Here is a 24967-nt window from a genome sequence, read left to right as displayed (position 1 = left end):
CATGTTCATCAGCGCGGCGGAAGTCAGAATAAATAGCAACGGCGAACGCTTTGGATTCAGGTGCGAGTTCAAGGAGGGGCTCAATGTCATCCGAGGCAACAATTCATCCGGGAAAAGTACCCTCGTCAACACGCTGATGTACGGCCTCGGCCTCGAAGAGCTGGTTGGCATGAAGGGCGAGCGGGCGCTCACGTCGGCTGTTCGTGACAGCTTCCAGTACGATGGCCGAGTGCGGAAAATCGACGAATCGGCGGTGCTTGTGGAGGTACGCAATGCAGCGGGCCGGGTCGTGACGTTCCGCCGTCCTATCAAGAACGTGGACAAGGGCACGAAGCTCGTAGAGGTATTCGACGCGGCGATGCTCACCACGCCGTCGACGGCAACCAGAGCGCCCATCCCTCTGTTTTTGCACGATAGCGGCGCGGCGCAAGATGAACAGGGTTTTCTGAACTACTTCGAGCGTTTCATCGGGATGCAATTGCCGCGGGTGCAATCCTCGAACGGAGGGCTGACGCGGCTTTATCCTCAGGTCGTCGCCGCCGCGCTCTTCATTGAACAGAAGCGCGGTTGGACCGACTACATTGCGAACATTCCCTTCTATCAGATACTCTCGGCGCCGACGCGTGTGGTCCAGTACCTCCTCGGGATGGACAACTTCCGCCTAGAAGAGGATAAGGCGAAAAACCAGCAACTCATCGCAGCGCTCCAGGCTCAATGGGCCAATGCCTCTGCCGAACTGAATGGCAGCCTGCGCTCGACAGGCGTGGCCGTAAAAGGGGTCCCGAAGATACTCAACAAGGAGTTCAAAGCGGAGGACGCCTCGTTGTGGGTGCAGTTCGAAGGGCAAGATGCTCCGATACAGACCGCAATTTCCGCCAAGCTGCAGGAGTGGCACGATATAGATGCCAAGCGGAGAGCTGGTCCAACTTCTGCGTCCCCGGATGTCATTCGTCTTCTGCAAACGGAGACGGAGAAGCTTGAGCTCGCACTGGCCCAATATGAGGAGTTGGCAACAGAGGAGCGCCTTCGGAAGGGGACTCTTGCCGAGCTTCGGGAGCTCTCTTCGGAAGCGGATTCCGACCTAAAGAAGAACAAGACCACGCGCAAGCTGCGAGAGCTTGGTGCTGCGATGGAACTCGCTACATCGAAAGAGGAATGCCCCACTTGTGGTTCCCCGACGGCGACGCTCGCGGGGCGTGCCGATGGTATCCAGCCTATGGACCTTGACGCAAACGTCGAGTATCTGGAAGCGCAGGTTCGCATGCTGCGCAGGCAAATCGCTGGGCTCTCGAGCGACCTCGAGGAAACCGGCGCGGTGCTGAAGCAGCTGGAAGCGGTCATCTCTGAGCAACGGGCCTACGTGGTCAGCATCCGGCGCAGTACCTCTCAATCGGATGCGATTTTGGAGGCGGCGGTGCGAAAGCAGGTAACTTTGGAGCGCGAAATCAGGGAATATGAGGCGGCTCAGTCACGCCTCGCGACTTTCTTGGAGGAGGGGCCGGAGTTGGCCCGCCGTTTGGGTTTGGCGGAGAAGGCGAAGAAGGACTTCCCCCACGACCTGTATTCGCAACTCGACCGCACGAAGATTGGAATTCTGGAAAAGCACTTCCGGGCTAACGCTTCTTCATTCGAGTACAGCAGCGCGAACCCGTCCGACATTCGCATCAATCCGGAAACGCTGTTGCCGGCACTGGACGATTTGACCCTGCGGGCGATGTTGCGCAGGGACATGAAATCGGAGTCGTCAGCGAGCGACTTCGTCCGTCTTATCTGGGCGTACCTTATCGCTATCTATCAGGCCTCCAATCAGCGAGGCTTCGAAGGAAACCACCCTGGTGTGATTCTGTTCGACGAACCTGGCCAGCATTCGATGAGCACCTACAGTCAAAAGGCTTTGATGCAGATTTTGAGCGGCGAGAAGCAACTGCAGAGTATCGTCGCCGCTTCCTTCGACGATAGTGACGCGCTCTTCGCGGAAGTTACTGAGGGGAGCAAATTTCATCTCATCCGACTGCCACAAAAGGTCGTCGGACCGCTCGTTCACGATGGTGTTCTGTAGTCGTAACGCATCGTGCCATTGCATCGAGTACAACGGCCACATTCGATATTGAGGGAATGCGCGAACCCTATTTCTCGCGCAACTATCATAGCCAATTGGTATGTCTGACATCAGGCAAAAGCTCAAAAATATCCTGACCGCAAACCTGGGGGTTGGAGTCGGTCGCAAAGAGGAGCAATCAGACCTATACGAACTGCTTGGTGACGAGCGGCACGTCGATAAGGTTGTTCTCTACGCTAGCGCGTTTGGCGAATTGGGGTCCGTGCTCATTCATTCGGTGCTTGTCCCAAGTTCTTCAGTGGACATTGGCGCAGTCTCCGACTTCACAGGATGGAGCGGTAATCCATTCGACGGCCCGAGTTGTGGGCTTGTGTATGGTGGCGGCGAAGGGCCGCGCGTCGAATACGATAGCGGAGCGCTAGGGGACTCGGGGATGCTGGGCGTTGCCAGAAGAATCGTCTCCGGAAGGTCCTTCGAGGCGCTCCGTGACGGAGCGAACTATTACGAGCTCTCACAAGAGTTGACTTTGGCGCATGGTTTGCACTGGATGGAGGAGCGCAGCGCGTGGTGTCGCCTTGATGACCGCGGCGATGTCGAGGATGTCGCGAAGGTCGAGTTCGAAGAGAGCTCAGGCAATGAGCTGAGAACGACGATAGTAACGGTCGACCGGGAGTTGATGAACCTCCACATGGCCGCTACAGATACTTGTGTCTTCCAGATGTTCGATGTGGATGTCCGTCACGACAGATTCCATATGTTTGATGGTGGTGTCGAAAAGGTCTTCACCGACGCATGGAGCGAGCTGGTTCTGAAATACCGGGTTGATAACCATCGCTCGAGCTATTTCCGTGGCGGGCAGATATTGCGGCCGCGACTTGATTCCCACGGTATGGGCGATGCCCTATATGCAGCCCAGAATGCCCCACGGCAATACGCGTCCTTCATCACGCAGGACTTCAAAAACGGAGTAATTGTAGACGTCAGTTGTGACCCGACGAGTCTCGCTTCGTACTTTGAGCCGGACTCCGCGCTGCCGTACCAGACATCTCCTGTCTTCTTCCGTCCCGAAGTGCTGGACAAGTACAAGGCGGACCCTGATAAGTACCGTATCGACTCACGGTCGATAACTTGCCGCAACTCTTGGTACCTCAAGACGTACGATTTCAACGAGGCTGGCCAGGTTCACACGATGATTACGTATCTGGGAAACCTGCCGTTCGACGAGCAGCTTTACTGGAAGTCGTTCAACGAAAAGCCTAAATCGTCCATCTCGAAGCGCTCATTCCAGACTGACTTTCAAGGCACCTTCGCGAGCGACCGCGACCCTCTGGATGAGTTGAAAGCACAGCTTGGAGTTTTGCCGCGGCATAGGGCGCCGTGGTTCACCCTGCGCGAGCCACGGCTCTTGGAGCAACTGCACTATCCGTTGACGCAGGCTAACAAGGGTTGGAATGAGGTTATTGTCAATCTGGCGAAGTGCGTGACGGAGGGGTTTGAGAAGCGCTTCATTGAGGCCACGGCGCGCGCCCGTGGCAGTGATGGGCAGCCTACTTGGGGTTCAATCAAATGGCTTGATGAGCTGCTGAGAAGACTGGACGTCGATGATGACCGCGTCCGCGAGGTATGCGAACCGCTTTTCGAACTGCAGCGTCTGCGCAGCAAGCTTGCCGGCACACATGCGACGGGGAGCGAGGCCACGGAGATTCGCAAGGCCCTATTGAAAACGCACAAAACGCCACTTGAGCACATCAAGGCGCTGACCTCGCAACTGCAGCATTCTCTGGTCAGCTTGAGCGAACTCCTTGAGGCAGTTGACCATTGAGCCATAATACTGAGCTGAAGATGTTTCCGGGCACAGGTCGACGTCGAGCGCCGGGCACTAGGAGTGGCGAAGTCAACTCAACCCTCGCTTTCGTTCGAGAATCAGGATGAGCGTGGGCCACGATGCCATTGGGTACCTTCAGCGCGATTGTATCCTTCGCGACTCAACTATCCGGTCCTAACGGAAGTCGAAGACCCTATTTCTATTGAGCCGAACGACGGCTGCCTTGACATCTCATGCACGAAAGGACCAATCGCAACACTAGGCTATTGGAACGCCGGATGGAACCCGGTTCACCCAGTCGGAATGAGCGGACTATGGGGAACAGCGCTTGTGACGGCACCAGACCCCGAGCCTTTCGCTTCCCGCCATGAGGCGCATCGCAACTTCTATCTTTGGTGGGTCATTCGTAAATGCCGCGCTACTTCTTACGAGGCGTTTGCATCTGAGCAAAGCTTCTGCGGCATACTTTTCACTCAATGATGAGCCTTTGCTGAACCTCAAACAGGACGGCATTTCCAAAGGCGATGTATCGAACGATGCGCCGTGATTTTACCGACAGTCAACACTAAATATGCGCTCAGAAAAATTCAGTGAAATTGAACACGAAGCAATCGTACTTTTGGCGGCTTGGGAAATGCTTGGTGGCATGGTTAATTATGCATTTTTCAACAAACTCAATCGAACGAACGACGTCACTTTGATGTTCGAAAACTCGAACGACAGGAGATTGTTCAATATTTTACTAGGAGATTTTTTATCTCAGCCTAACGAACGCGGTGGGAATGATAGCTTTCTTAAGCTAAAGAGACCGCCCAAATCGGGCCGCCCCACGGATTACACGTTTCTTTTTTACTTACGTGAAATATGCGCGGCGCCGAAGCTCGCGAGAAATAGCTGCCAACTAAAGAAGCCTCTCGATTCGCTCTCAGCGTGGCTGGAAAGTGACTGCCTGGTTCGCGATGTCTGGTTCGGCGAGATAGACGTCGAAGTGAACGTTCGCATAGAAAGAATTCGCTACATCAAGATTTGTGGAGATATTGCCAAGCACAACTTTTCACGTCTTCAGTCAAATGTAGAGAAGATTGTCCAGACACTTAAGAGAAGCGGCGTTGAGATTGGTGCTGAAGAGGGCTTTAAAGCTTTATCTGGGTTCTATGAATGGTTTCATGAAAACATATTTGCTTACCACTCAAGTCATATAGCCCAAATGTTGAATGACTTGCTTTGGGGAATCCACGACTATTTGGCTGCTGAATTCTCGCGGTCGTATCAAAAGGAGCTTGGGGAGGACCACCGGTATCACTATAATTATCCGGAGGGTTGCAATCATTCCTTCGCTCGGTCTGCATACTGGAGCCTTATGAACCACGTACGTCATGGGCCATATCTACCGCGGTTCACAGTCTCTCCGTCGCTCACCAGCGAGTATTGATTAAACGCCGACTTTTTGTTCGAGACGACCGAGTTGTTTTACACCAACCCTGTGAACTCTTCCGGGGTTGACACATCTTTAAGCGCGATGGGGAAAATGGCGGACACGTTAGCCGTAGCACATTGGCTGCTTCGACGGCCGTTCTACACGCGAAATGCGACAGAACACATGACGTACGCCGACGCAATTCGTCCAATCCGCAACCGGCTTCGGAAATTTTCCTACGGCAGTGTTTTGGCCGAGCTGTCTCAGTTCATCAAGGCCGAATCGACAGCCGATGATGGGAAGCCGCACGCGCCATGGCTCGCCGAGCGCGTCGCAGTCTGGGTGCTGCGCGATGAGCCACGTATGTATGGTTCGGTGGAAATCTCGCTGCAAGAGTTACGGCGATGTATTGACTTGGCCTGGAAGGTTTCCGACCTAGCGTTCACCGGATTCGGGCCCGGACGCTCGTTTCATCTCGCACTTCGGTCGTGGATTCTCCCGCAGATTCCGCATCAACGAGAGCAAGAGCTGGGACCCTTCGCTCGTCAGATTGACCTCATCAACCAACTGCAACCGAACTCGCATCTCTATCGTTTGCTCGAAGACAGCCTGGGCATGCCGCCGATGGACTTTCTCGGCATCGCGACCCTCTTTCGCAAACACTCACTCGAAAATATTTCGACAGTCATTGCCCCGAGATACAGAGCTGGTCTGCAGGATATATTTGGCCGAGCACCTGTCGAGCGGTTCTATCAAACGATGCTCATCCCCCGCGAGGTGACTGCGGAACATTTCGGCGAGGTCAGTACAGACGAATGGTTCCAACCGAACCTGCTCTATAGGTCCCCCTTTACACGGCTCAGCAACGATGCTTGGTATTTTTGGGGGCGTTGTTGCCTTGACCGTAACCTGGGATACACGTTGAGTGACATCGTCGGCCGCAGCGAGAATCACGGGATTCGACAGAGCTTCGAAAAGCTGTTCGAAGAGTATGTCGGGCGCAGCCTAAGGCTAACTGGTCTTGAGATTCTGAACGAAGAGCAAGTCCGGACTCGTTTTTCGGTTGACGGCAAGTGCTGCGATTTCGCGGTTTTAGATGGGGCCGATGTGGTGCTGCTCGAGGTCAAGAACAAGGCCTTGACTCACACACTCCCGGCGGCTGGAACAGCACGTGATTACGCCTCAAAGCTCAGTGCGACCGTGAAAAAGGCGGATGAACAACTCAGGAATGTCGAGACTTTCGTACACAAGATTTATCCAAGCGCGACCGTACACAAGGTCGTCATCACGTACGGTGACCTTTTTGCGGCGGAGACGGACCAGCTATTCACGTCAAGTGCAGACCACTTCGCATCGGGGAACCCGGTCTACATTTTCAGCGTCGACCATGTCGACCGGCTTATCGAGGCCGTCCGCCTGAAAAAGTGCGGATTCGCGATGTTTTTCGAAGACTACACTAGGCGCCGAAGCATCCCGGAACAGCGCCTTTTGCTGCTGTCCGACCTTCTGAACGAGGCCCCTTACCGCGGCCCAGAACTACCGCCTCACCTTTTCGATGTCTACGCCCCCTTCTACGAGAAGTTGATGGAGCGAGCGAGACCGAAGGAGATGGTGACAGCTTCCTGAAGCTAGCGCCGCCGATAAGACTCGCTGTTCGCGACGATGCGCGCGTGCAGCTACACAACCTTGAGCCTATCGTCGGCAAAGCCGGACATGTCGAGATGTTCTGCTCGAGTTCGGGCATACTTTCTTCGATTCCCAAGATTGGACTCGAGAAGAGCGGCGGCCTGCGGTGCAGGCGGAAAATTGACGCCGGCATGATTACCCAACACGCGGGGACCTTATGCAACGGATGAAGACGCCAAATATTCGAACCTTCGACATGAAACTGGTCGATGACCTGTTCGATATGAATGGCGGGTATGTGCTCGATTTTTCTGACCGAACCATGGGCATCTTCTTCCTCGAAGAGCTCAATGTCGACATCGACGACCCAGCCTACCTTGATAACGGTACCTCCAAAGCAAAGCGATTGAGGTGCTTTCTGAACAAGGTCGACTTGGCCACAGCCATAACCACGCTCAAAGCTCTGTGGAAATATCGCGAAGCCATACGGCAGTCGCAGGGTCGAGACGACTGGGTCGTCAATGCTGAAGGACAGTTCCTTTCCCTGATTAACCGTCTCGAGGGCAAGCCCGATGCCGCCTTTGGTGGGAATCCACCACCCAAGCCTGCGCTTGATGCTCACCGAATTTTGGGACTTAAGAACAAGCTTCTTGAGCTGTCGTCACTATCTCCGCATCCGCGCGGTTACGCGTTTGAGGTGTGGCTCAAGGAGGCGTTTGATTGCTTCGGCCTCGAAGCACGGGAGCCTTTTCGCCATCGCGGCGAGCAGATAGACGGCAGCTTCGTGTTGCAGGGAGAAACCTATCTTGTCGAGGCGAAGTGGCAGTCCGACCCCACCGGAACGGGCGACTTGCACGCTTTTCATGGAAAGCTTGAGCAGAAAGCAGCATGGGCCCGCGGCTTGTTCGTGAGCAACAGTGGCTTCACCGCGGAAAGGTTAGCCGCCTTCGGTCGAGCCAAGCGCGTTATTTGTATGGATGGCCTAGACCTCTTCGACACACTGGACAGACAGCTTCCCTTGAACCATGTGCTCGAACGGAAGGTCCGGCGTGCTGCGGAATCGGGGCTTCCTTTCGAACGGGTTCGGGACATTTTCGCGTGAGTACATGATGGGCGCGCTGACTACGATGCTGCCATACTCAAGTCCAGCAACCGGTGCACATGCGTACCGACTCGACGAACAGCACCAGAGCAGAAGCGCATTGCACAACTAGAGCGCGAGCCTCATCTGTTGGCTGGACGCGTCGCGAGCGGCCTTCGAGCCCCTCACGATTGTGACGCCCTCTACGTTGCCAGTGAGGGTATACAACCCGACGACGTGCAGTCGCCCGCACTCGGACGGCCGGTGCGCCCAGGAGGTGTGGATGAGGTATCCCTCCTTACGCAGCTCAACAATTCGCGCTCGAGGGTCGACGATGTCGAGAAACCGCACCGCCTCCAGCGTCGTTACCCCTCCGCGTACCCTCATTGCCTCAAGCAGGCGTGCGCGCTGATGCGCGGCGGTGTTATCGGGCCAGTTGTCGATGATGCGGTTGAACGACAGAAAATTGTGCATTCGAAGCAGTCGTAGTAAAGACAAGGCGTATTGTTCGCCTCCTGCCTCGCACCACTGCCACCGAAATACCCCGCAATTTGACCGGAAAATCACCCGGCCGAAATTCGGCCGATTTTGACGCCTATTTCGGCCGCCTCATTCTGGTGGTAAGTCCGACTCAATTCCGGTTTCATCGCGAAGCATGTGCATGAGATTGACGGCGGAGATTGATGTTGTCTCGTCCGGAATGCGCTTCGCGAGCGACAGCATCGTTTCAAATATCTCGCTGGTCGTCTGCGGCTCTTCGGCCTGAGGCGAAGCTTTCGGTCGGATGCTAGCGCGGTTCAGCAGCAAGTGCGTAGTGTTTTCGCTTTCTGCAATTTGCCGGCGATTCTCCGTGGCGTGCCGCTTGATGGCGCCCCGCTCGTCGTCGGTCAATATTTTCCGGACAGCACGGTCGTCCGTGTCTTCCCATACCCGAGCAGCGACCGTGGCAATGAACCTGCCCGGAAAGTCGCCGCACATTCCGTAGAGCGCGCGAGCGAGATGCAATACGAAGATACGCCGCTCACTGAATGCAGGACGTCCCGCCGACCTACGTTCGACCCTCGATGCAGCGTCCCGAAGGTTCTTCATCGGGCTGTGGAAGCTCTTCTCCAATTCAGGTGGCACCCAAGACGAACTTTCAGCTGCAAGTTCGGCCTCGAAGGCGGCCGCCTTCTTCAACAACCCACGAACTTCAGTGGCTGTGGGCAGATGCTCGGTTGGCTCGCGTTCGAAGCAAGCCACGTAAGCGTGTGCAATTTGGGTGACTGCAGTTACCCGCAGCACAGTGCCTTTGCCGAAGACAGACTGTTTGAAAAAGCTCCGCACGCTGGGATAGGCCAGAAAGCCTTTGAACCAGGCAGAGTCCGCGCGCGCGGCTTGGTCCAGACTCAAGAAGTAGCGAGCTTCGCTATAGGTCTCGGACAGCCTCTCGTTCGTTTCCAAAATGGTCATGTGATAGGCGGCTCCGGCGTAGGAGTCAGATTGGATGTGGCGCCAATTATAGATGAGGCTTTCTGGTTGAATTCGGCGGGCGTTTTCGCAGTCGCCGCGAGGCGGCGAACACGCCAGGCGGAAGTTCTAATAGTTTCGCTTAAGCCTTGCTGCATATGGCTTAAGCGAAACTTGGTACCCGTTTAAGTGAAACTTTTCGCGGGCCCTTAAGTGAAACTAATAGAAGTGGCTACGAGAGCCCACCAACCCATGCCCCCTCACTCAACAGTTACCGACTTGGCCAGATTCCGCGGCTTATCGATATCCGTTCCCCGTGCGAGCGCCGCGTGGAACGCCAGCAGTTGCATTGGAATAGTGTGCAAGATAGGCGATAACAAACCGAAGTATTCAGTAAGCCGAATCACTTCAATGCCGGGACTCGGCGAGATGCCACAGTCGGCATCGGCGAATACAAATAGCTTGCCGCTGCGCGCACTCACCTCATGCATATTCGACTTGAGCTTTTCGAGCAGCCGGTCATTAGGCGCGACGGCCACAACTGGCATCTCGTCGCTAACCAGCGCAAGGGGACCATGTTTCAACTCGCCGGCTGGATACGCTTCGGCATGGATGTACGAGATCTCCTTCATCTTGAGGGCGCCCTCCAGCGCGACCGGATAATGCATGCCGCGCCCAAGAAACAGGATGTTCTGCCTTCGCGTAAGTTGCTCCGCCCAATCCATGATCTGCGGCTCAAGCGCAAGCACTTTGGTCATTGCGTCCGGAAGATGGCGAAGCGCACGAAGATGGGTCTGCTCATCCTGTTCGGATAACCGCTGACGCGCCTGAGCCAGCGTCAACGCGAGCAGGAACAACGCGACTAGTTGCGTGGTGAAGGCCTTCGTCGATGCCACGCCGATCTCTATCCCCGCTCGCGTGAAAAAAGTCAGCGCGCATTCACGCGCCAATGCGCTGGTCGGCACATTGCAGATTGCGAGCGTATTCAGCATGCCCTGCTGCCTCGCGACTTGCACAGCACCCAGGACATCCGCCGTCTCTCCGCTTTGCGACACCGCGACAACCAGTGTCTTCGGATTCGGCACGCTTTCGCGATACCGGTATTCACTTGCGATCTCTACGCTCACCGGCAACTGTGCCAGGCTTTCTATCCAGTACTTGGCGGTCAGCGCCGCGTGATAACTTCCGCCACACGCGAGAAGCAACACGGAATCAACGGAATTCAACACGCGCCACGAGTTGTCGCCGAATAACTCCGGCATGATCGATGTGACATCCTGAAGCGTGTCGGCGACCGCTTGCGGCTGCTCGAAAATTTCCTTCTGCATGTAATAGCGATAAAGCCCCAGGTCAGCCGCCCCGCTATGCGCCGCGACGGTATGCACACGGCGCTCGACACGGCGGCCACTGGCGTTTTCTACCCGATGCCGGTGAAGCTGGATGTCGACTACGTCGCCGTTCTCCAAGTACGCAATCTGATCGGTGACGTTCGACAACGCGATAGCGTCCGACGCCAGAAAGTTCTCGCCGTCACCGATGCCAACCACCAACGGCATGCCATCGCGCGCGCCGACGACCCGATGCGGCTCGTCGCGGCACAGCACGGCAATGGCATAGCTCCCACGCAGTTGAGTAACCGCTTCCTTGACGGCCTCGAACAGGTCGCCGTTATACAAATGATCGATCAGATGCGCGATAACCTCGCTGTCGGTCTGACTGGCGAAGACGTAGCCGCTTTCCTCAAGCTCCGCGCGCAACTCCTCGTGATTTTCAATGATCCCGTTGTGTGAAAGCGCTATTCGTGGCGCTTCTGCATTCGGTGAAAAATGCGGATGCGCATTCGCGGTAACCGGCTTGCCGTGCGTCGCCCAACGCGTATGAGCAATCCCCGTATAACCGGACAAAGCCTCGCTGGAGATCACGTCTTGCAAATGCGCAACGCGATCGACGCTACGAGCCCGCACCAATTTCCCTGCCTGATATAACGCGACACCGCACGAATCGTAGCCGCGATATTCGAGGCGTTTAAGTCCATCGACCAGGTTAGGCAGGATGTTGCGTTGCGCGACCGCACCGACAATTCCACACATGACGTTGTTCCTTAGGCGGCTCCCCTTTGGAACCGATGCAGGAATATTAAGGTTGACTCCATGCAATTTAATTTCATATTAGTAGAATGTTTGAAGTTTTTAATCAACCAGAATGCTTGATGAAATTTTATTTCACGCTAAGCTAAGCGCGAGTGACCACCCTTAGCGCTCAAAGCGGAGCCCAAAGTGCCTGGAATTTATCTGGATGAACTCGACCTTCGAATCCTCGCCATCCTGCAAAGAGACTCGTCTGTCTCCAACGTCGAGCTCGCCGCCCGCGCGCATGCATCACCGCCTACGTGCTTGCGTCGGGTGAGCAAACTCAAGGAAGCCGGGGTCATCCAGCGCGAAGTGGCCATTCTCGATTACGCCAAAATCGGGCCAACATTAACCGCGATTATTGAGGTGAGTCTTGACCGGCAAGCAGCCGAGGATCTGGACGCTTTCGAAACGTATATCTGCGAGGAAGCGGTGGTGACCCAGTGTTATCGCGTGTCGCCCGGGCCTGACTTTCTGGTCGTAGCCGAAGTCGTCGACATGCCGGAATACGACGAATTCGCGCGCCGCCTGTTCAAGACCTCTTCGAACATTCGCAATGTGCGAACATTCTTTTCGACGCATCGCGCCAAGTTCGAAGCCAATGCTCCGGTCAGGGTCGTGGGTGATCGAGCCAGATAACGCGTGACCGACATTGACCTCAGTCCGCTGAGCTTGAGCCTAAGCCAAGCGGGCGAACGTCTGATAATCGCAGCGCCAACGATCCGCTTCCAAGGCACGCGCCGCCTCTCACACGCTCGCCAACCGGAACACGTTGACGGTATCGCGCAGCATCTGGGCCTGCTCCTGCATCGACTGAGCCGCGGCCGTCGCTTGTTCGACCATCGCGGCGTTTTGCTGGGTCGTTTCGTCCATTTGAGCAATAGCGATATTCACCTGCTCGATACCGCGGCTCTGCTCCTCGGACGCCACTGAAATTTCGCCGATGATATCCGTCACGCGCTGCACGGCCTGAACCAGCGAGTGCATGGTCGTGCCGGCGCGCTCGACCAGCGCCTTGCCGTCATCGACCTTGCCGGTGGACTCTTCTATCAGGCTCTTGATCTCCTTGGCCGCGTCCGCGCTGCGACGTGCGAGATTGCGCACTTCGCCCGCCACTACCGCAAAACCACGCCCTTCCTCGCCCGCGCGCGCCGCCTCGACGGCCGCGTTAAGCGCAAGAATATTGGTCTGGAAAGCGATGCCTTCGATCACGGAGATGATGTCGACCACGCGCGTAGAACTGGCCGCAATGCTTTGCATCGTCAATACGACCTGCTGCACCGCCGTCCCGCCTTCGCTTGCAATCAGCGATGCATTCGCGGCCATCTTGTTCGCCTGATGCGCATTCTCCGCGTTCTGCTTCACGGTCGCGGTGAGCTGCTCCATGCTCGCCGCGGTTTCGCTGATCGACGACGCCTGCTGCTCGGTGCGTGCGGAGAGATCGTGGTTGCCCGCCGCGATCTGCTGGGCGGCAACGGTAATGGTTTCAGTGCCGCCGCGAATGCGCCGGACGGTATCGGCGAGCCGTTGCTGCATGCGTTGCATGGCGGACAACATGCTGCCCGCATCCGTTGCGCTCAGCGCGACTTCGTGCGACAGGTCGCCGTTCGCAATGCCCTCTGCGACGGCGGCGGCATACGCCGGTTCGCCACCCAGGCTGTGCTTCACGTTACGGATGATCAACACCAGCGCCGCCGAGCTAACGCCGCCAATCAACAGGATCACGATCAGGTATTGCAAAAGGTTGGCCTTGAACGCGTCATTGATATCGTTCACGTAGACGCCCGAGATCAGGTACCAGTCCCACGGCGCGAACCGTTTGACAAAACTGATCTTCGGCACCTGTTCCGATTTGCCCGGGAAGCGTGCCATGTACGGCACGAAACCCTGTCCGTTTGCCTGAGCGACCTTGACCATTTCCACGAACAAACGCTTGCCGTTCGTATCCTTGTAGTCGGTCACGTCCTTCATGCGCAGATCGGCCAGTACAGGATGCATGATGACCACCGGGCGGGCGGTCGTAATGATCATGTAGCCGTTTCCGGAGAAACGCATGGCGGCGAGCTTCGCCTTGGCCTGCTCCTGAGCCTGCTCCAGCGTCAGTTGATGGCTGTCTACCTGGCTGGCGTAGTCAGCAACAATCCCGTACGCCGACTCGACCACGTTTTCGACGCCAGTCTTGCGCTCCGCGGTCATGGTTTCGCGTGACTGCCACGCGGCCCATCCGCCGAGGAACAAGAGTCCGAGCCAGGTAATAAGCAGCGCCAGCCATAATTTGGTGTTCAAACTGAGACGGTCCAATCTACTCTCCGATGCGAGGCACAGTTCATGACCCAGCGCATCAGGATGTACGCGCCGTTGTGTGCATATCGGCCGTCTGGAGGAATTCTGAAGTATGGAACACACCGAACGGTGTCAACGCAAAAGGGGATATTGCCGGGCGCAGCGGCAAGCGGCTCACATTGACTTAGCGGTCTGCCATATAACGTTCATCAAACTTTCATCGAAAATACCAGCGTGTCGCGCCACTCGCCTCTGATCAGCACGTTCTTGCGATAAAAATCCACCTGCTGCATCCCGAGTTTCTCAAGGACATGAATGGACGCGACATTCTCCGGCCGGCTGGTCGCAAAGATTTCTCGCACGTTCCGCTCGCTCACCAGGTAGTCGACCAACCGCTTCGCCGCTTCGGTAGCGTAGCCCTTGTGCCAATAGCGGGGACTAAGTGAATAGCCGATCTCCGCCTCGGCACCGTCTTCCGACAAACTTGCCCGGTAGCTGCCTATCAGGCTGCCATCGTTGAGCACCGCTGCCAGTTCCACGGTTCTTCTGTCGGGCAACGAATTCCCCAGTACACAGGCTGCTATATATTCTCCCGTCTGCTCGATCGTGTTAGGCCCCCATTCCTGATGCAAGACGACCTCGATCGAGCCGGCATATTCGTGCACTGCGTCGACATCGGACGGTTCCAGATCCCTGAGATAAAGACGCTCGGCAATCAGTTTCATAAGGATGCAATCCCATCACGCACAACAATCCTGCCGCGTGCAACCACGAGCTTGCGAACCGGTCGAGAAACAACCGCTTGAGCGACTGTTTCGGCATCTACCAAAACAAGATCGGCCCGCGCGCCTTCGTGCAACCCATAGTCCTCGAACCCGCAGGCCCACGCACCCAATGTACTGACGCAGTCAAACGCAAGCGCGAGATCTTCATCGCGTCGAAGGTCGTAGCGCATGCCAACGAACATGGCCCGCTCGAGCATGTCGGGCTTGCCGAAAGGCGTCCACGTATCGCGTATTCCGTCGTTTCCCGCAAACAACGTTACGCCTGCCTCGATGCAAGCGCGCATGGAAGGGACGGGCACGGATGGCGGCGCCGTCGTCAACAGCGCGACGTCGAGATCCGCGATCCTCGCCAACAATGCATCGCGCTCGCGATCCGGCAACTGCCCCAGGCAAAACGCATGACTGACGACAACGCATCCCTGCATGCCTAACGCCTTGACGCGGTCGAGCAGCAGGTTGAAGGTGAACGCGCCTATCTCGCCGGGTTCGTGAAGATGGATATCGACAGGCTTCTGAAGGCGGTTCGCAATCTCGAACGTGGTGTCGAGCGAGGTGACCGGGTCCTGGTCGATAAGCGCAGGGTCCAGTGCGCCGAGCACGTCGGCTCCAGCCTTGAGCGCGTCGCTTAGCAGCGCGTCGGTCCCTGGACGGCGCAGCATGCCCGACTGGGGAAACGCCACGACCTGTATCTCCATGACATTGGCCAGTGTTTCACGCGTCGCCAGCACGCCATGCAAATACCTGAGCCCGGCGTCCGTGTCTATGTCCACATGCGTTCTAAGCCGCGTCGTTCCTGCTGCGAGAAAAGCCCGCGCAAGTGCGAGCGATTGCGCACCCGCGTCGTGCCCCGTGCTCGCGCGCCATGCTCGTTCGTTCTCGATCCTGTCGATGAGCTTCGGACCCACATCGTTGCGATACCACGGCATGCCCCAGTTCGTTTTGTCGAGATGCGTATGGCCTTCGACAAACCCCGGCAGGACCAGCGCGCCCTGGCCGTTTTCGCGCACCACGTCAGCGCCGCGCTGCAGGTTCGGGCCGATTTCTTCTATCCGTCCACCTCTGACGGCAATATCCACGAGGGCGCTGTCCGGCAGACGGACGTTGGTGACCAACAAGCTATCGAGCACTGGAACTCCCGGAAACAGAAAAGACAATCAGCGGACTTCAAAGATCGCGTCTACTTCCACCGACGCTCCCGCTGGAAGCGTGGCAACACCCACCGCAGTCCGGGCGTGCCGGCCTCGTTCGCCGAACACCGCGAACATGAGATCGGAGGCACCGTTGATGACTTTTGGCACGTCAGGATAACCCGGCGTGCAATACACGAAGCCGCCCATCCGATGACAACTGACCACGCGGTCAAGGTCGCCATCGAGTGCGAGGTGAAGCGCTGCAAGCAGGTTGAGCCCGCAAATTTGCGCTGCCCGTTGCCCCGTTTCAAGGTCGTGCTGTGCACCAATAGGACCGGCGTATCGCACGTCGCCTTCCCATTCACAAATCTGTCCCGCGAGGAAGATCAGCGAGCCCGAACGCGAGAACGGCTTGAACGCGCCGCGAGGCACAGGCACTTTCGGCAGCACGAGTCCAAGCGCCGCAAGGCGCCTTGCGGGTGAATCCGGGTTGGCCGGAACGGGCACGGATGTCATTGACGGTCCTCGATTAAAAAAGATGGGCCTTAAGCGAAAGAACGAATGAATGAAATGAAATGAAAGCATTCGCGACGAAGATCCAAGTGTGTCACAACATCCCTGGCGAACAAAAGCGCATGATTGACGAGGCATTACATAGTCATTCAACAATTCCGCGTCGCTAACGAAGACGTCTTAGGGGCTGCCCGCACAGCCGCTCAAGCAGGTTTAAGCGCGGCCGGGGTTCAGCGAACATTTCCATCAAGGTGCATACTCTTCGATGGTCGCGCCGCTGCGACCGACTCACGCGTCGCAGCGCCAAGACCCTGCGACTTTGTCCGCGCCCCTCATTACCTCATTACTCCAATCTCCATGTCCCGCAGCCCGCAATCGTCGCGTCGTCTTGTCATTGCAGCGGTCATGGCTTCAATGGCAATGGTCGCCATCGAAGCCACCATCGTTTCCACCGCCATGCCGCAGATCGTCTCGCAGCTTGGCGACCTGCATCTCTATAGCTGGGTCTTCTCGTCGTTCCTGCTGACGCAGACCGCCATGACGGTCATCTTCGGCAAGCTCGCGGACCTGTATGGCCGCAAGCCCGTCGTTCTTGCCGGTATCGCGATCTTTCTGATCGGCTCCATCCTCGCCGGTTTCGCCTGGTCGATGCCCGCAATGATCGTGTTCCGGCTGATCCAGGGAGTCGGCGCGGGCGCGATCCAGCCGGTCACGCTGACGATTGTCGCCGACCTCTACCCCGCGCGCGAACGCGGCAAGGTGCAAGGTTATCTGGCGAGTGTGTGGGCCATATCGGCGGTGGTCGGACCAATGGTAGGCGGGCTCATCATCCACGATTTCTCGTGGGCCTGGATCTTCTGGATGAACGTGCCGATCGGCCTCGCGTCGGCGGCCGGGTTCATCGCGTTCCTGAAGGAATCCGAGCGGCATGCGCGACCGTCCATCGACTTTGCGGGGGCGGCGCTTTTCATGGTGTCGATCGCCGCGCTGATGATGTCGCTGACGTATGCCGGCAATGACGACGTCACGAAGGCATTGATCGCGGGCGGGTTCTTTATCGTGTGCCTGCTGTTCTTCCTGATGCAGGAGAAACGGGCAACCGAACCCATGATCTCGTTCGCACTCTGGAGCCGCCGGCCGATCGCAGCGTGTAATGGATCGACCGTCTTGTCCGGCATGATCTTGATGGGCGCAACCACCTTCCTGCCGATGTACGTGCAGGGTGTCCTGCATCGCTCGCCGGTGGTCGCCGGTCTTGCATTGACCATGATGATGGTCGGATGGCCCGTCGGCGCGACGCTGGCCGCGAAGTCGTTTCATCGGATCGGGCTGCGGCGCATCCTGATTGGCGGCAGCGCGTTTATTCCGGCCGGTGCGGTGTTCCTGATCGTGCTGTCGCCGGAAAGCTCGCCGCTCATCGCGGCGTTTGGTTCGCTCATCATGGGCTTCGGCATGGGAACGTCGAGCGTCAGTTCGCTCGTGCTGATTCAGGAGATAGTAGATGTTGCGCAGCGCGGCAGCGCGACTGCATCGAATCTGTTCTCGCGTAATCTCGGCAGCACGATCGGCGCGACCTTGTTCGGCGCCGTGCTCAACTTCGGTCTCAGTCATTCGAACGGTGCGGCAGCGGTTACGTCGGACCAGTTGAGGGCCCTGCTTCAGAATCAGGTGACGAACCTCGGCAGTAGCGATGCAATCCGTCAGGTTCTGCATCAGTCGCTTCATCTGACGTTTCTGTCGATTTTCGTGATCGCGATTTTCGTCGTCGGGTTTCTCCTCTTCCTCCCTACGATCACGCTGGGGCACGAGAAGAAGATGCCGCTTGAGGCGTTATCGCCGATCGAAGACTAAATGCATTAAAGGCCGGGCTGATTCAAGAGTCAGCCCGGTTCTGCGCAGCACCTGCTCCTGCCTTCATGCAGCGCAAAGCCCCAACGCTCAATCCGACCGGCCCCTTCGCGCTCGTCATTCTTTCAGTTTACTTGCAACGCTGCCGCCCAGCCACTAAAATGCGAATGATTCCCATTTATGGAAAATGACTTCGATGAAGCAGGCAGCAGTAATTTTTCGCACATCCCGTAGCGCGCCCATTACCGCACGTCGAGCATGAGATCGTGGCTGGTGCGGTTGCACCGTTGGTTCGGCCTTGGGATTGCGCTGTTCCTGTTCATGTCGGGTTTGACGGGTGCGATCATCGCGTGGGATCACGAACTGGATGCCGCGTTGAACCCGGAGTTCTTCGTGGCAAAGTCGTCTGCGTCTGCGTTGCCTACGCTGCCTGCACAGTCTCCGCTGGAACTGGCGAACCGGATTGAAGCCGCCGATCCGCGCGTGCAGGTCACGTACCTGCCGCTCGTGGCCGAGCCGGGCCATACGCTGCAGATGGGCGTGACACCTCGCACCAATCCGGCAACGGGCCTGCCCTACGAAATCAACTTCAACCAGCTTGCCGTCGATCCTGCCACCGGCGAGATCCAGGCGCGTCGCGAATGGGGCGCTGTCTCAGTCTCACGGCTTGAGTTGATCCCGTTCATCTACAAGCTGCACTACTCGTTGCATCTGCCAATACTGTCGATACGCGGCGGTATTGACCTCGGCATGTGGCTGATGGGCATTGTCGGGATCGTATGGTTGTTCGACAGCCTGATTGCGATCGTGCTCTCGTTTCCGAGTATCAAAAGCTGGCGCAAGTCGCTCGCGTTCCGCGTGAAGCGCGGTGGTTATGCGCTCACCTTCGACCTGCATCGCTCGGGCGGCGTGTGGGTGTGGGGTCTGCTGATGATGATCGCGCTCACCTCGGTCTCAATGAACCTGACGAACCCCGTCATGCGCCCGATTGTGTCGATGTTCTCGACGCTGGGCTCAACACCTTTCTCCGACCCCGGGCTGGCGTTGCCGGCCAGTCCGACTGCATCGCCGTTGAGCCGGGAACAGGTCGTTGAGATGGCGCGGGTCGCGGCGCGCCATGACGGCATCGATGCGCCGCCGGGCGGCCTGCTGTATTCGCCTTTGGTGAACGCTTATGGTGTGGGTTATTTCGAGGCCGGCAACGATCACGGCGATGCGGGTCTGGGCAACGCGTGGCTCTTCTGGAACGCGCAGACCGGCAAGTCTATCGGCACTCAGATTCCGGGCCGGGGATCGGTCGGCGACATCTTCATGCAGGCTCAGTTTCCGCTGCATTCGGGCCGCATCATCGGCTTGACGGGAAGGATCCTCGTCAGCGTCCTGGGTGTCGTAGTGGCCATGCTCAGCGCTACCGGGTTCCTGATCTGGATGAAGAAGGCGCGAGCGCGTCGCCGGTCAGCGAGCGGATCGAAAGTGAGCGTGGGGCGCGGCACGATTGCGTGAGGGGTGTTCGCTTACGTCTCCCACGGAGACGTTCATCTCCGTGGCGTGAGCGAAAATCTAAACGATCATCTGCCAGCCAAAGAACACCGCCAGCGAGACCGCAATGGTCAGCAAGGGCTTGCGCGTAAGCGCACATACGACAACGGCCACCACCGCCGCGATCAATTGCGAATTACGCCAGGTAAGCTCGGCAGCACCGCCGTGCGGTGCAAACGTCATTGGCACGATGATCGCCGTCAACACCGTCACCGGCACGAAATCAAGCGCCATGCGCACAATAGGCGGAAAGCTCAAGCGCTCACCGAACACGAAAACCGCAGAGCGGATGCCATAGGTAATCACCGCCATGCCCAGGATCAGAAGAGCGTATTTCATTTGGCACGCTCCATTTTCGCGGGACGTTGCGCGGGACGTTGTGCCGGGCGTTGCCTGGAGTCGGTGGAGTCTTTTGCACGCATCGATAGCAGCATACCCACCGCCACCCCCACCACGACTGCCGCTAGCAAACCGAGCTTGTAAGGCCAGTCATTCCACGCAAACGACAACACGCCGGCGGCCAGCGCCGCTGCCACAAAACGCAACGCAACAAGCTGCGGCACGATGATCGCAATGAACGTGGCGACCATCGCGAAGTCGAGCCCCTTCGACTGGAGACCCGGAAACGCGGAACCGAACAGCAGTCCGGCGACGGTCCATATCTGCCAGTTCACATACATCGATACGCCCGAGCCAAGGAAGTAATACGGCCCGGTTTCGCCCGGTGCCCGGCGCTGATAATGCGCGTACGAGACGGCGAATACCTCATCGGTCATGAACGCGCCGAGCGTCCAGCGCCAGCGCGCAGGCAAGTGCGCGACGTAGGGCGCGAGCGTTGCGGAGTACAGGACGTGACGCAGGTTGACGATGAACGTGGTTGCCCAGATCACCGCAAAACTCGCATGGCCGGCGATCAGCCCAAGCGCGATGAACTGCGCCGAGCCGGCAAATACCGCAAGCGACATGAACTGCACCGACCACGCATGCAGCGGACCGGTGGCGGCGAGCGTGCCGAAGATCACGCCAAATGGCGCGGCGCCGATCATCATGGGAATGGTGTCGCGTGCGCCTGCGCCGAATTCGGCGAGGTTACGCGGCTGATGGGCCTGATGGCCTTGATGCGTTGAGTTCAAAGTCTCCTCCGTTGATAGCGAGGATAGGACGTGCCGCGTTCAAGCGCTTGTACGTTCTTGCGGTCGGGTTACATGGACAAGATGCGGTGCGCTAACACTCAACGCCAGCGTCCGGGCGACACGCCGAAGGTCTTTTTGAAGTGCCGCGTGAAATGGCTCTGGTCGGTGAAACCACTGGCCGCCGCGACGTCCGTCACCGGGACGCCCGCGCGCAAGGCATCGAGCGCGCGATTGACACGCATCTGGTTGCGCCACGCGTGAGGGGCGAGTCCGGTCTCGCGCGTGAACAGGCGCGCGGCATGGAAGGTCGAGAGTCCCACGGTCTGCGCGAGTTCGGCAAGCGATAACGGCTCAGTCAGGTCATCGGTCATGCGGGCTTTCATCGCATTCACACGCACCGAGTCCTGACGCATGCGCTGTACCGGCGGGCGTTGTCCGGCATGACGTGCAAGCAGCGTGGATACCGCGTCGAGCAACGCATGTTCCGCCCCGAGCGGATCCAGGTCGGCTTCCATTGCCTGATGCGCGATCTGCACGCGTTGGGCGAGATCGGCGTCGCGGATGACATCGGCGGAGAACCATGGCATGGGCTGGGTGCGGCCTGCCACTTCGTTGGCGACCGACTGCACGAAATCGACCGGCAGATAAAACACGCGATACCGCCAGCCGAAATCCACCGCTCGCGCGCCGGTATGCAGTTCGCCCGGATTGATGACCGGCACCGAACCCGCCTCGGCCACGAAGTTCGATCCGCGATAGTCGTACTGCTCCGCGCCCGCTTCAATGACGGGAACGGTGTAGGCGTCGTGCCAGTGGGGCGTGAAGGAATGATCGTAATACTCGGCCGTGAGCATCTCCGCGCCGGGCACGAGCGGCGAGCGCCAATAGCGCGCGGAATTGCTGAAACGGGAGACGGTCATGGCTTTGCGATGCCGCGGGCGGAAACCGCAAGTTTAGCCCGGGTCGCGTTTTCAGCGGATTTTGAATAACCCTGCCGTTTTTCCTGTGCCTGAAAGAGCCTCGATCAGACGGCCGCGGGAGACGTCTTGGTCTTGATGAAACTCGTCAGCTTCCTTCTGAGTTCCTGGTCCGCTCGCGCGAGCAGCAAGGCCAGCACGATCGAAATGCCAGCCACGACCAGCGTCTGGACGATCGGGTTGAGCACCCGGATCTCGAACGACTCGAACACCAGCCGATAGACCGGGAAATGGATCACGTAGAGCGGATACGAGAGTTCGCCCAGCACCTTGCAGATACCCTTGCCAATACCTTCTATGGACACCGAGCACAGCAACGCGACCGACAACGGAACGAGCGTCAGCGAGTTGACGAATGCCGCCTTGGGACTGCCAATGGCGAAGCACGCCAGCGCCGCGATCGTGACCATTGCCGTGAATGCCGGATGTGCCTTTTTATACTGAAGCCCCATCGAAAAGATGAAAACCCCGGCGAAGAATTCAGCAATAACGCGTGGGAATCCGAGCAGGAAACTCTCTGCCCGCCAGCCTGGATTGATTTGCCGAAAGATGACTGTGCAGGCAATAAATGCGATGAACGCGAGTATCGAATATTTGGCGCTCGGCAGTTTGCGAAACTTGTAAAGATAAGCGGCAAATACAACGTTGACGAATAACTCGAAGAATAGCGACCAGGATGGATCGTTCAACGGAAAGGTCGCGCCTACGATGGTGTCCGTGCCAAAAGGCCAGCCGATAGTATTAAAGTACGGCAGCCACGCCGCGCCCAGCACGGTGGCTGTCGCGAGCTGCGTGCCCGATATTTGCGGCGTGCCGGTTTTTGCCATCGACAGCAACACGGCGCACACGCCGAGGGCCAGCCCCAGGAGGTAGAGCGGCGCGAGCCGGACGAGCCGCACGAAGGCGAATTCACGAAACGACATTCCGTTCAGGATCTTCTTGCCATAACTGTGCGCGATCACGAAGCCGGACAGCACGAAGAACAGGTCGACCGCGACCCACGCCCCGCCGAACCAGTCCCAGCCGGTGTGCTGTGTGTAGTGGTGAAGCATGACGGCGATTGCGGCAAGACCTCTCAAGCCGTCAAGCAAATCAAACCGGGTGGACTTTATGGCGTTCATAGTGGCGGACCGTCATTATCGAGCGCTCAGTGTAGGGTGGAAAAAATGCGATCCGCGCGCGTAAAAATATCCCTTCGGGTCGCCAAGTCGAGAAAATATTAGAAAATAATTCGATAAGGGGTTTCGGCGGCGGGGGCGGACCGTAGCCGATCACACGCATATCGCAGAACAGTTGCCGTGGATTCATCTCGCCGACAACCTCGATACCTATTCGGGGTCAAGGCCATCCTGAGCGCTTGAGAGATCCTGCGTCACGCGCAGTCGTTTGCCGCCCCATCGGAAAAGCCGGTTCCGCCGCCTGCTCCTTCATTTCGCCGAGCGCGTGAATTTTGAATCGTTTAGAAAACAAAAGACTTGCTAATAGACTTTGCGATGTCGCGAGCCGGGTAACCAGACGATCGACGTAGACAGACCACTACACGTTTCAGGGGAAACATGAAAACTTCGAAGTTGTTGATGACGCTTGGCGTAGTCGCGCTTAGCGTGTTCGCACGTTTGACGCCGGTCCACGCGGAAGCGCTGGATGACATCCAAAAACGCGGCGTGCTGCGCGTGGCAGTGCCGCAAGATTTTGCGCCTTTCGGATCGGTCGGTCCGAGCATGCAACTGGAAGGGCTTGATATCGACGTGTCCGGGTTGCTTGCGAAGAAACTCGGCGCCAAGCTGGAACTCGTGCCGGTCACGAGCGCGAACCGCATTCCGTACTTGCAGACGAACAAGGTCGACCTGGTCATTTCGACCCTTGGCCGCGATGCGGAGCGCGACAAGGTCATCGACTTCTCGCAGTCGTATTCGCCTTATAACAATAGCGTGTACGGTCCCGCGAATATGAAAATTGACGGCCCTGCGGACATGGCGGGGAAGACGGTGGGTGTCGCTCGCGGTACCTTCGAAGACCTGATGCTGACGAAAAGCGTGCCGCCCTCTACCACGATCAAGCGTTTCGAGGACAACAGCGGCATGATCTCCGCGTACCTTGCGGGTCAGGTGCCGCTGGTGGGCACGGGCGACTTCGTGGCTAACAAGATTGCCGCGACCTTGCCGGCGTCGGCGCCGAACAAACCTGCGCTCAAGTATGTGATTCATGAGTCGGCGTGTCATGTCGGGCTGGACAAGAACGAGCCGAAACTGATGGCGAAGGTCGATGCGATCCTCACCGAGGCGAAGAAAGACGGCGAGTTGAACGGTATTGTCGAGAAGTGGCTGCATGTGCCATTGCCGCAGAAGATGGCACAGAGTACGGATTGAGTTTGTTGCGGGGCTGGGTTTGTACCGTCAGGTTGCTAAACGCCGGGGTTGATGCTGGGTTGGTGCTTTCGGCCGTGGTGGTCTGCGAGAGTCGGATTTTCTCTTTATCACTGTTAGCCACTGTGCGTGGCGGCACGTCATTTCTTTGTCCAAAGCGACAAAGAAACGAAGCAAAGAAAACGCTTTCAACCACGCTACCCTAAGTGTCCACAGCGTGCAGTTTTGATTCATAGGTGCCCCAAAAGCACGGTGCTCGCCAGAGCCACCGATGTGTGAACCCCTCCTTCTCGCGAATCCTGACACGAACACGCTTCGCCCCGTACGCTCTCGGGCAAGCACAAGTTGCCAAAGGACCAGCACGGCCTCACGCGTTCTGCCGGCCGTCTTTTTTTGATGGGTTCGCGGCCTGGTTCGTGCGGCCATATTCGTAGATCACAGCTTGGTGCCTGGCAGCTCGATGCGTGTTTAGTGTTTCAGTCTTTGGTGAGCTGACCGCGTGCTTACGCGGTTATTTTCGTCGATTGCGGCCTTACATATTTTGGGGCTTTATTACTTGGCGGGTTAGCGACGTGGTCCGTCTTGCGTACAAATTCGAAGGGTGGTTCTCCGCGGATAGCGCGGGGTGCCCCTTCGGCAGATTCAATCACTGGTGGCGAAGCGTGTGGGTATCCGTGTTCGGAGAAGGAGGGTTTCAAACATCCTTCGCTCTGGCGAGCACCGTGCTTTTGGAGCACCTATGAATAGAAACTGCACGCTGTGGACACTTAGGGTAGCGTGTTTGAAAGCGCTTTCTTTGCTTCGTTT

The 24967-nt window shown here is 57.6% G+C and carries 20 protein-coding genes; 9 read left to right on the top strand and 11 right to left on the bottom strand.

The window, feature by feature from the left end:
• Nucleotide 1: 1 nt before the first annotated feature.
• The 5 genes from ACSQ36_RS36510 to ACSQ36_RS36490 all read left to right on the top strand — a co-directional run bounded on the left by ACSQ36_RS36510 (nucleotide 2) and on the right by ACSQ36_RS36490 (nucleotide 8029).
• Nucleotides 2-2059 carry an AAA family ATPase gene (locus tag ACSQ36_RS36510; RefSeq protein WP_436185844.1) on the top strand — a complete coding sequence of 686 codons (2058 nt, stop codon included), beginning with the start codon at nucleotides 2-4 and terminating at the stop codon, nucleotides 2057-2059.
• A gap of 100 nt (nucleotides 2060-2159) precedes the next feature.
• Complete coding sequence (locus ACSQ36_RS36505) at nucleotides 2160-3881, top strand: hypothetical protein (RefSeq protein ID WP_436185843.1); 1722 nt, start codon at nucleotides 2160-2162, stop codon at nucleotides 3879-3881.
• Nucleotides 3882-4455: 574 nt separating this feature from the next.
• Nucleotides 4456-5316 carry a hypothetical protein gene (locus tag ACSQ36_RS36500; RefSeq protein WP_436185842.1) on the top strand — a complete coding sequence of 287 codons (861 nt, stop codon included), beginning with the start codon at nucleotides 4456-4458 and terminating at the stop codon, nucleotides 5314-5316.
• 168 nt (nucleotides 5317-5484) lie between these two features.
• Nucleotides 5485-6927 (top strand): hypothetical protein, encoded by a 1443-nt coding sequence (locus ACSQ36_RS36495; RefSeq protein ID WP_436185841.1) that lies wholly within the window; start codon nucleotides 5485-5487, stop codon nucleotides 6925-6927.
• 217 nt (nucleotides 6928-7144) lie between these two features.
• Nucleotides 7145-8029: a restriction endonuclease gene (locus tag ACSQ36_RS36490; protein WP_436185840.1), complete on the top strand. Its 885-nt coding sequence runs from the start codon at nucleotides 7145-7147 to the stop codon at nucleotides 8027-8029.
• A 108-nt stretch (nucleotides 8030-8137) separates the two neighbouring features.
• Here the strand turns inward: ACSQ36_RS36490 and ACSQ36_RS36485 are convergent, their stop codons facing one another.
• The 3 genes from ACSQ36_RS36485 to glmS form a co-directional block, all read right to left on the bottom strand.
• Nucleotides 8138-8482: a helix-turn-helix domain-containing protein gene (locus ACSQ36_RS36485; RefSeq protein ID WP_436185839.1), complete on the bottom strand. Its 345-nt coding sequence runs from the start codon at nucleotides 8480-8482 to the stop codon at nucleotides 8138-8140.
• A gap of 135 nt (nucleotides 8483-8617) precedes the next feature.
• Nucleotides 8618-9460: a hypothetical protein gene (locus ACSQ36_RS36480; RefSeq protein ID WP_436185838.1), complete on the bottom strand. Its 843-nt coding sequence runs from the start codon at nucleotides 9458-9460 to the stop codon at nucleotides 8618-8620.
• Between the two features lie 257 nt (nucleotides 9461-9717).
• Nucleotides 9718-11547, bottom strand: coding sequence for a glutamine--fructose-6-phosphate transaminase (isomerizing) (gene glmS, locus ACSQ36_RS36475; protein ID WP_436185837.1), 1830 nt, complete (start codon nucleotides 11545-11547; stop codon nucleotides 9718-9720).
• A 186-nt stretch (nucleotides 11548-11733) separates the two neighbouring features.
• Here glmS and ACSQ36_RS36470 point away from each other — a divergent pair, with 186 nt between their 5' ends.
• Nucleotides 11734-12225, top strand: a complete 492-nt coding sequence (locus ACSQ36_RS36470) for an Lrp/AsnC family transcriptional regulator (RefSeq protein ID WP_436185836.1) — start codon at nucleotides 11734-11736, stop codon at nucleotides 12223-12225.
• A 108-nt stretch (nucleotides 12226-12333) separates the two neighbouring features.
• On the opposite strand, the gene ACSQ36_RS36465 is transcribed toward ACSQ36_RS36470, so the two are convergent.
• The 4 genes from ACSQ36_RS36465 to ACSQ36_RS36450 form a co-directional block, all read right to left on the bottom strand.
• Entirely contained in the window at nucleotides 12334-13887 is a 1554-nt protein-coding gene (locus ACSQ36_RS36465; RefSeq protein WP_436185835.1) for a methyl-accepting chemotaxis protein, read from the bottom strand.
• A gap of 191 nt (nucleotides 13888-14078) precedes the next feature.
• Complete coding sequence (locus ACSQ36_RS36460) at nucleotides 14079-14594, bottom strand: GNAT family N-acetyltransferase (RefSeq protein WP_213766213.1); 516 nt, start codon at nucleotides 14592-14594, stop codon at nucleotides 14079-14081.
• On the bottom strand, nucleotides 14591-15781 hold the full coding sequence (locus tag ACSQ36_RS36455; protein ID WP_436185834.1) for an amidohydrolase family protein: 1191 nt from the start codon (nucleotides 15779-15781) through the stop codon (nucleotides 14591-14593). The genes ACSQ36_RS36460 and ACSQ36_RS36455 overlap by 4 nt, the downstream gene beginning before the upstream one ends.
• 27 nt (nucleotides 15782-15808) lie before the next feature.
• Entirely contained in the window at nucleotides 15809-16300 is a 492-nt protein-coding gene (locus ACSQ36_RS36450) for a RidA family protein (protein WP_436185833.1), read from the bottom strand.
• 123 nt (nucleotides 16301-16423) lie between these two features.
• Here ACSQ36_RS36450 and ACSQ36_RS36445 point away from each other — a divergent pair, with 123 nt between their 5' ends.
• Both ACSQ36_RS36445 and ACSQ36_RS36440 read left to right on the top strand, forming a co-directional pair.
• Nucleotides 16424-18148, top strand: a complete 1725-nt coding sequence (locus ACSQ36_RS36445; protein ID WP_436185832.1) for an MDR family MFS transporter — start codon at nucleotides 16424-16426, stop codon at nucleotides 18146-18148.
• Nucleotides 18149-18403: 255 nt separating this feature from the next.
• Nucleotides 18404-19648 carry a PepSY-associated TM helix domain-containing protein gene (locus ACSQ36_RS36440; protein ID WP_436185831.1) on the top strand — a complete coding sequence of 415 codons (1245 nt, stop codon included), beginning with the start codon at nucleotides 18404-18406 and terminating at the stop codon, nucleotides 19646-19648.
• 57 nt (nucleotides 19649-19705) lie between these two features.
• Here the strand turns inward: ACSQ36_RS36440 and ACSQ36_RS36435 are convergent, their stop codons facing one another.
• The 4 genes from ACSQ36_RS36435 to ACSQ36_RS36420 all read right to left on the bottom strand — a co-directional run bounded on the left by ACSQ36_RS36435 (nucleotide 19706) and on the right by ACSQ36_RS36420 (nucleotide 22915).
• Complete coding sequence (locus ACSQ36_RS36435; protein ID WP_213766208.1) at nucleotides 19706-20023, bottom strand: AzlD domain-containing protein; 318 nt, start codon at nucleotides 20021-20023, stop codon at nucleotides 19706-19708.
• Entirely contained in the window at nucleotides 20020-20733 is a 714-nt protein-coding gene (locus tag ACSQ36_RS36430; protein ID WP_436186459.1) for an AzlC family ABC transporter permease, read from the bottom strand. Before ACSQ36_RS36430 ends, ACSQ36_RS36435 begins: the two co-directional genes overlap by 4 nt.
• A 182-nt stretch (nucleotides 20734-20915) precedes the next feature.
• Nucleotides 20916-21737 carry an AraC family transcriptional regulator gene (locus ACSQ36_RS36425; protein WP_436185830.1) on the bottom strand — a complete coding sequence of 274 codons (822 nt, stop codon included), beginning with the start codon at nucleotides 21735-21737 and terminating at the stop codon, nucleotides 20916-20918.
• 104 nt (nucleotides 21738-21841) lie between these two features.
• Complete coding sequence (locus ACSQ36_RS36420) at nucleotides 21842-22915, bottom strand: acyltransferase family protein (protein ID WP_436185829.1); 1074 nt, start codon at nucleotides 22913-22915, stop codon at nucleotides 21842-21844.
• A gap of 435 nt (nucleotides 22916-23350) precedes the next feature.
• On the opposite strand from ACSQ36_RS36420, the gene ACSQ36_RS36415 reads away from it, so the two are divergent.
• A complete protein-coding gene (locus ACSQ36_RS36415) occupies nucleotides 23351-24163 on the top strand; it encodes a transporter substrate-binding domain-containing protein (RefSeq protein WP_436185828.1) in 813 nt (270 codons plus the stop codon).
• Nucleotides 24164-24967 lie beyond the last annotated feature (804 nt).

It is taken from the genome of Caballeronia sp. LjRoot34, assembly GCF_964253815.1.
Lineage (GTDB): Bacteria > Pseudomonadota > Gammaproteobacteria > Burkholderiales > Burkholderiaceae > Caballeronia.
The sequence above is the reverse complement of the archived record's forward strand: the minus strand, read 5'-3'. Positions and strand labels throughout refer to the sequence as shown.

Bases quoted from the DNA above. Each gene is read 5' to 3' on its own strand.
- ACSQ36_RS36510 (WP_436185844.1), top strand. From the start codon at position 2: ATGTTCATCAGCGCGGCGGAAGTCAGAATAAATAGCAACGGCGAACGC.
- ACSQ36_RS36505 (WP_436185843.1), top strand. From the start codon at position 2,160: ATGTCTGACATCAGGCAAAAGCTCAAAAATATCCTGACCGCAAACCTG.
- ACSQ36_RS36500 (WP_436185842.1), top strand. From the start codon at position 4,456: ATGCGCTCAGAAAAATTCAGTGAAATTGAACACGAAGCAATCGTACTT.
- ACSQ36_RS36495 (WP_436185841.1), top strand. From the start codon at position 5,485: ATGACGTACGCCGACGCAATTCGTCCAATCCGCAACCGGCTTCGGAAA.
- ACSQ36_RS36490 (WP_436185840.1), top strand. From the start codon at position 7,145: ATGCAACGGATGAAGACGCCAAATATTCGAACCTTCGACATGAAACTG.
- ACSQ36_RS36485 (WP_436185839.1), bottom strand. From the start codon at position 8,482: ATGCACAATTTTCTGTCGTTCAACCGCATCATCGACAACTGGCCCGAT.
- ACSQ36_RS36480 (WP_436185838.1), bottom strand. From the start codon at position 9,460: ATGACCATTTTGGAAACGAACGAGAGGCTGTCCGAGACCTATAGCGAA.
- glmS (WP_436185837.1), bottom strand. From the start codon at position 11,547: ATGTGTGGAATTGTCGGTGCGGTCGCGCAACGCAACATCCTGCCTAAC.
- ACSQ36_RS36460 (WP_213766213.1), bottom strand. From the start codon at position 14,594: ATGAAACTGATTGCCGAGCGTCTTTATCTCAGGGATCTGGAACCGTCC.
- ACSQ36_RS36450 (WP_436185833.1), bottom strand. From the start codon at position 16,300: ATGACATCCGTGCCCGTTCCGGCCAACCCGGATTCACCCGCAAGGCGC.
- ACSQ36_RS36440 (WP_436185831.1), top strand. From the start codon at position 18,404: ATGAGATCGTGGCTGGTGCGGTTGCACCGTTGGTTCGGCCTTGGGATT.
- ACSQ36_RS36435 (WP_213766208.1), bottom strand. From the start codon at position 20,023: ATGAAATACGCTCTTCTGATCCTGGGCATGGCGGTGATTACCTATGGC.
- ACSQ36_RS36430 (WP_436186459.1), bottom strand. From the start codon at position 20,733: ATGATGATCGGCGCCGCGCCATTTGGCGTGATCTTCGGCACGCTCGCC.
- ACSQ36_RS36425 (WP_436185830.1), bottom strand. From the start codon at position 21,737: ATGACCGTCTCCCGTTTCAGCAATTCCGCGCGCTATTGGCGCTCGCCG.
- ACSQ36_RS36420 (WP_436185829.1), bottom strand. From the start codon at position 22,915: ATGAACGCCATAAAGTCCACCCGGTTTGATTTGCTTGACGGCTTGAGA.
- ACSQ36_RS36415 (WP_436185828.1), top strand. From the start codon at position 23,351: ATGAAAACTTCGAAGTTGTTGATGACGCTTGGCGTAGTCGCGCTTAGC.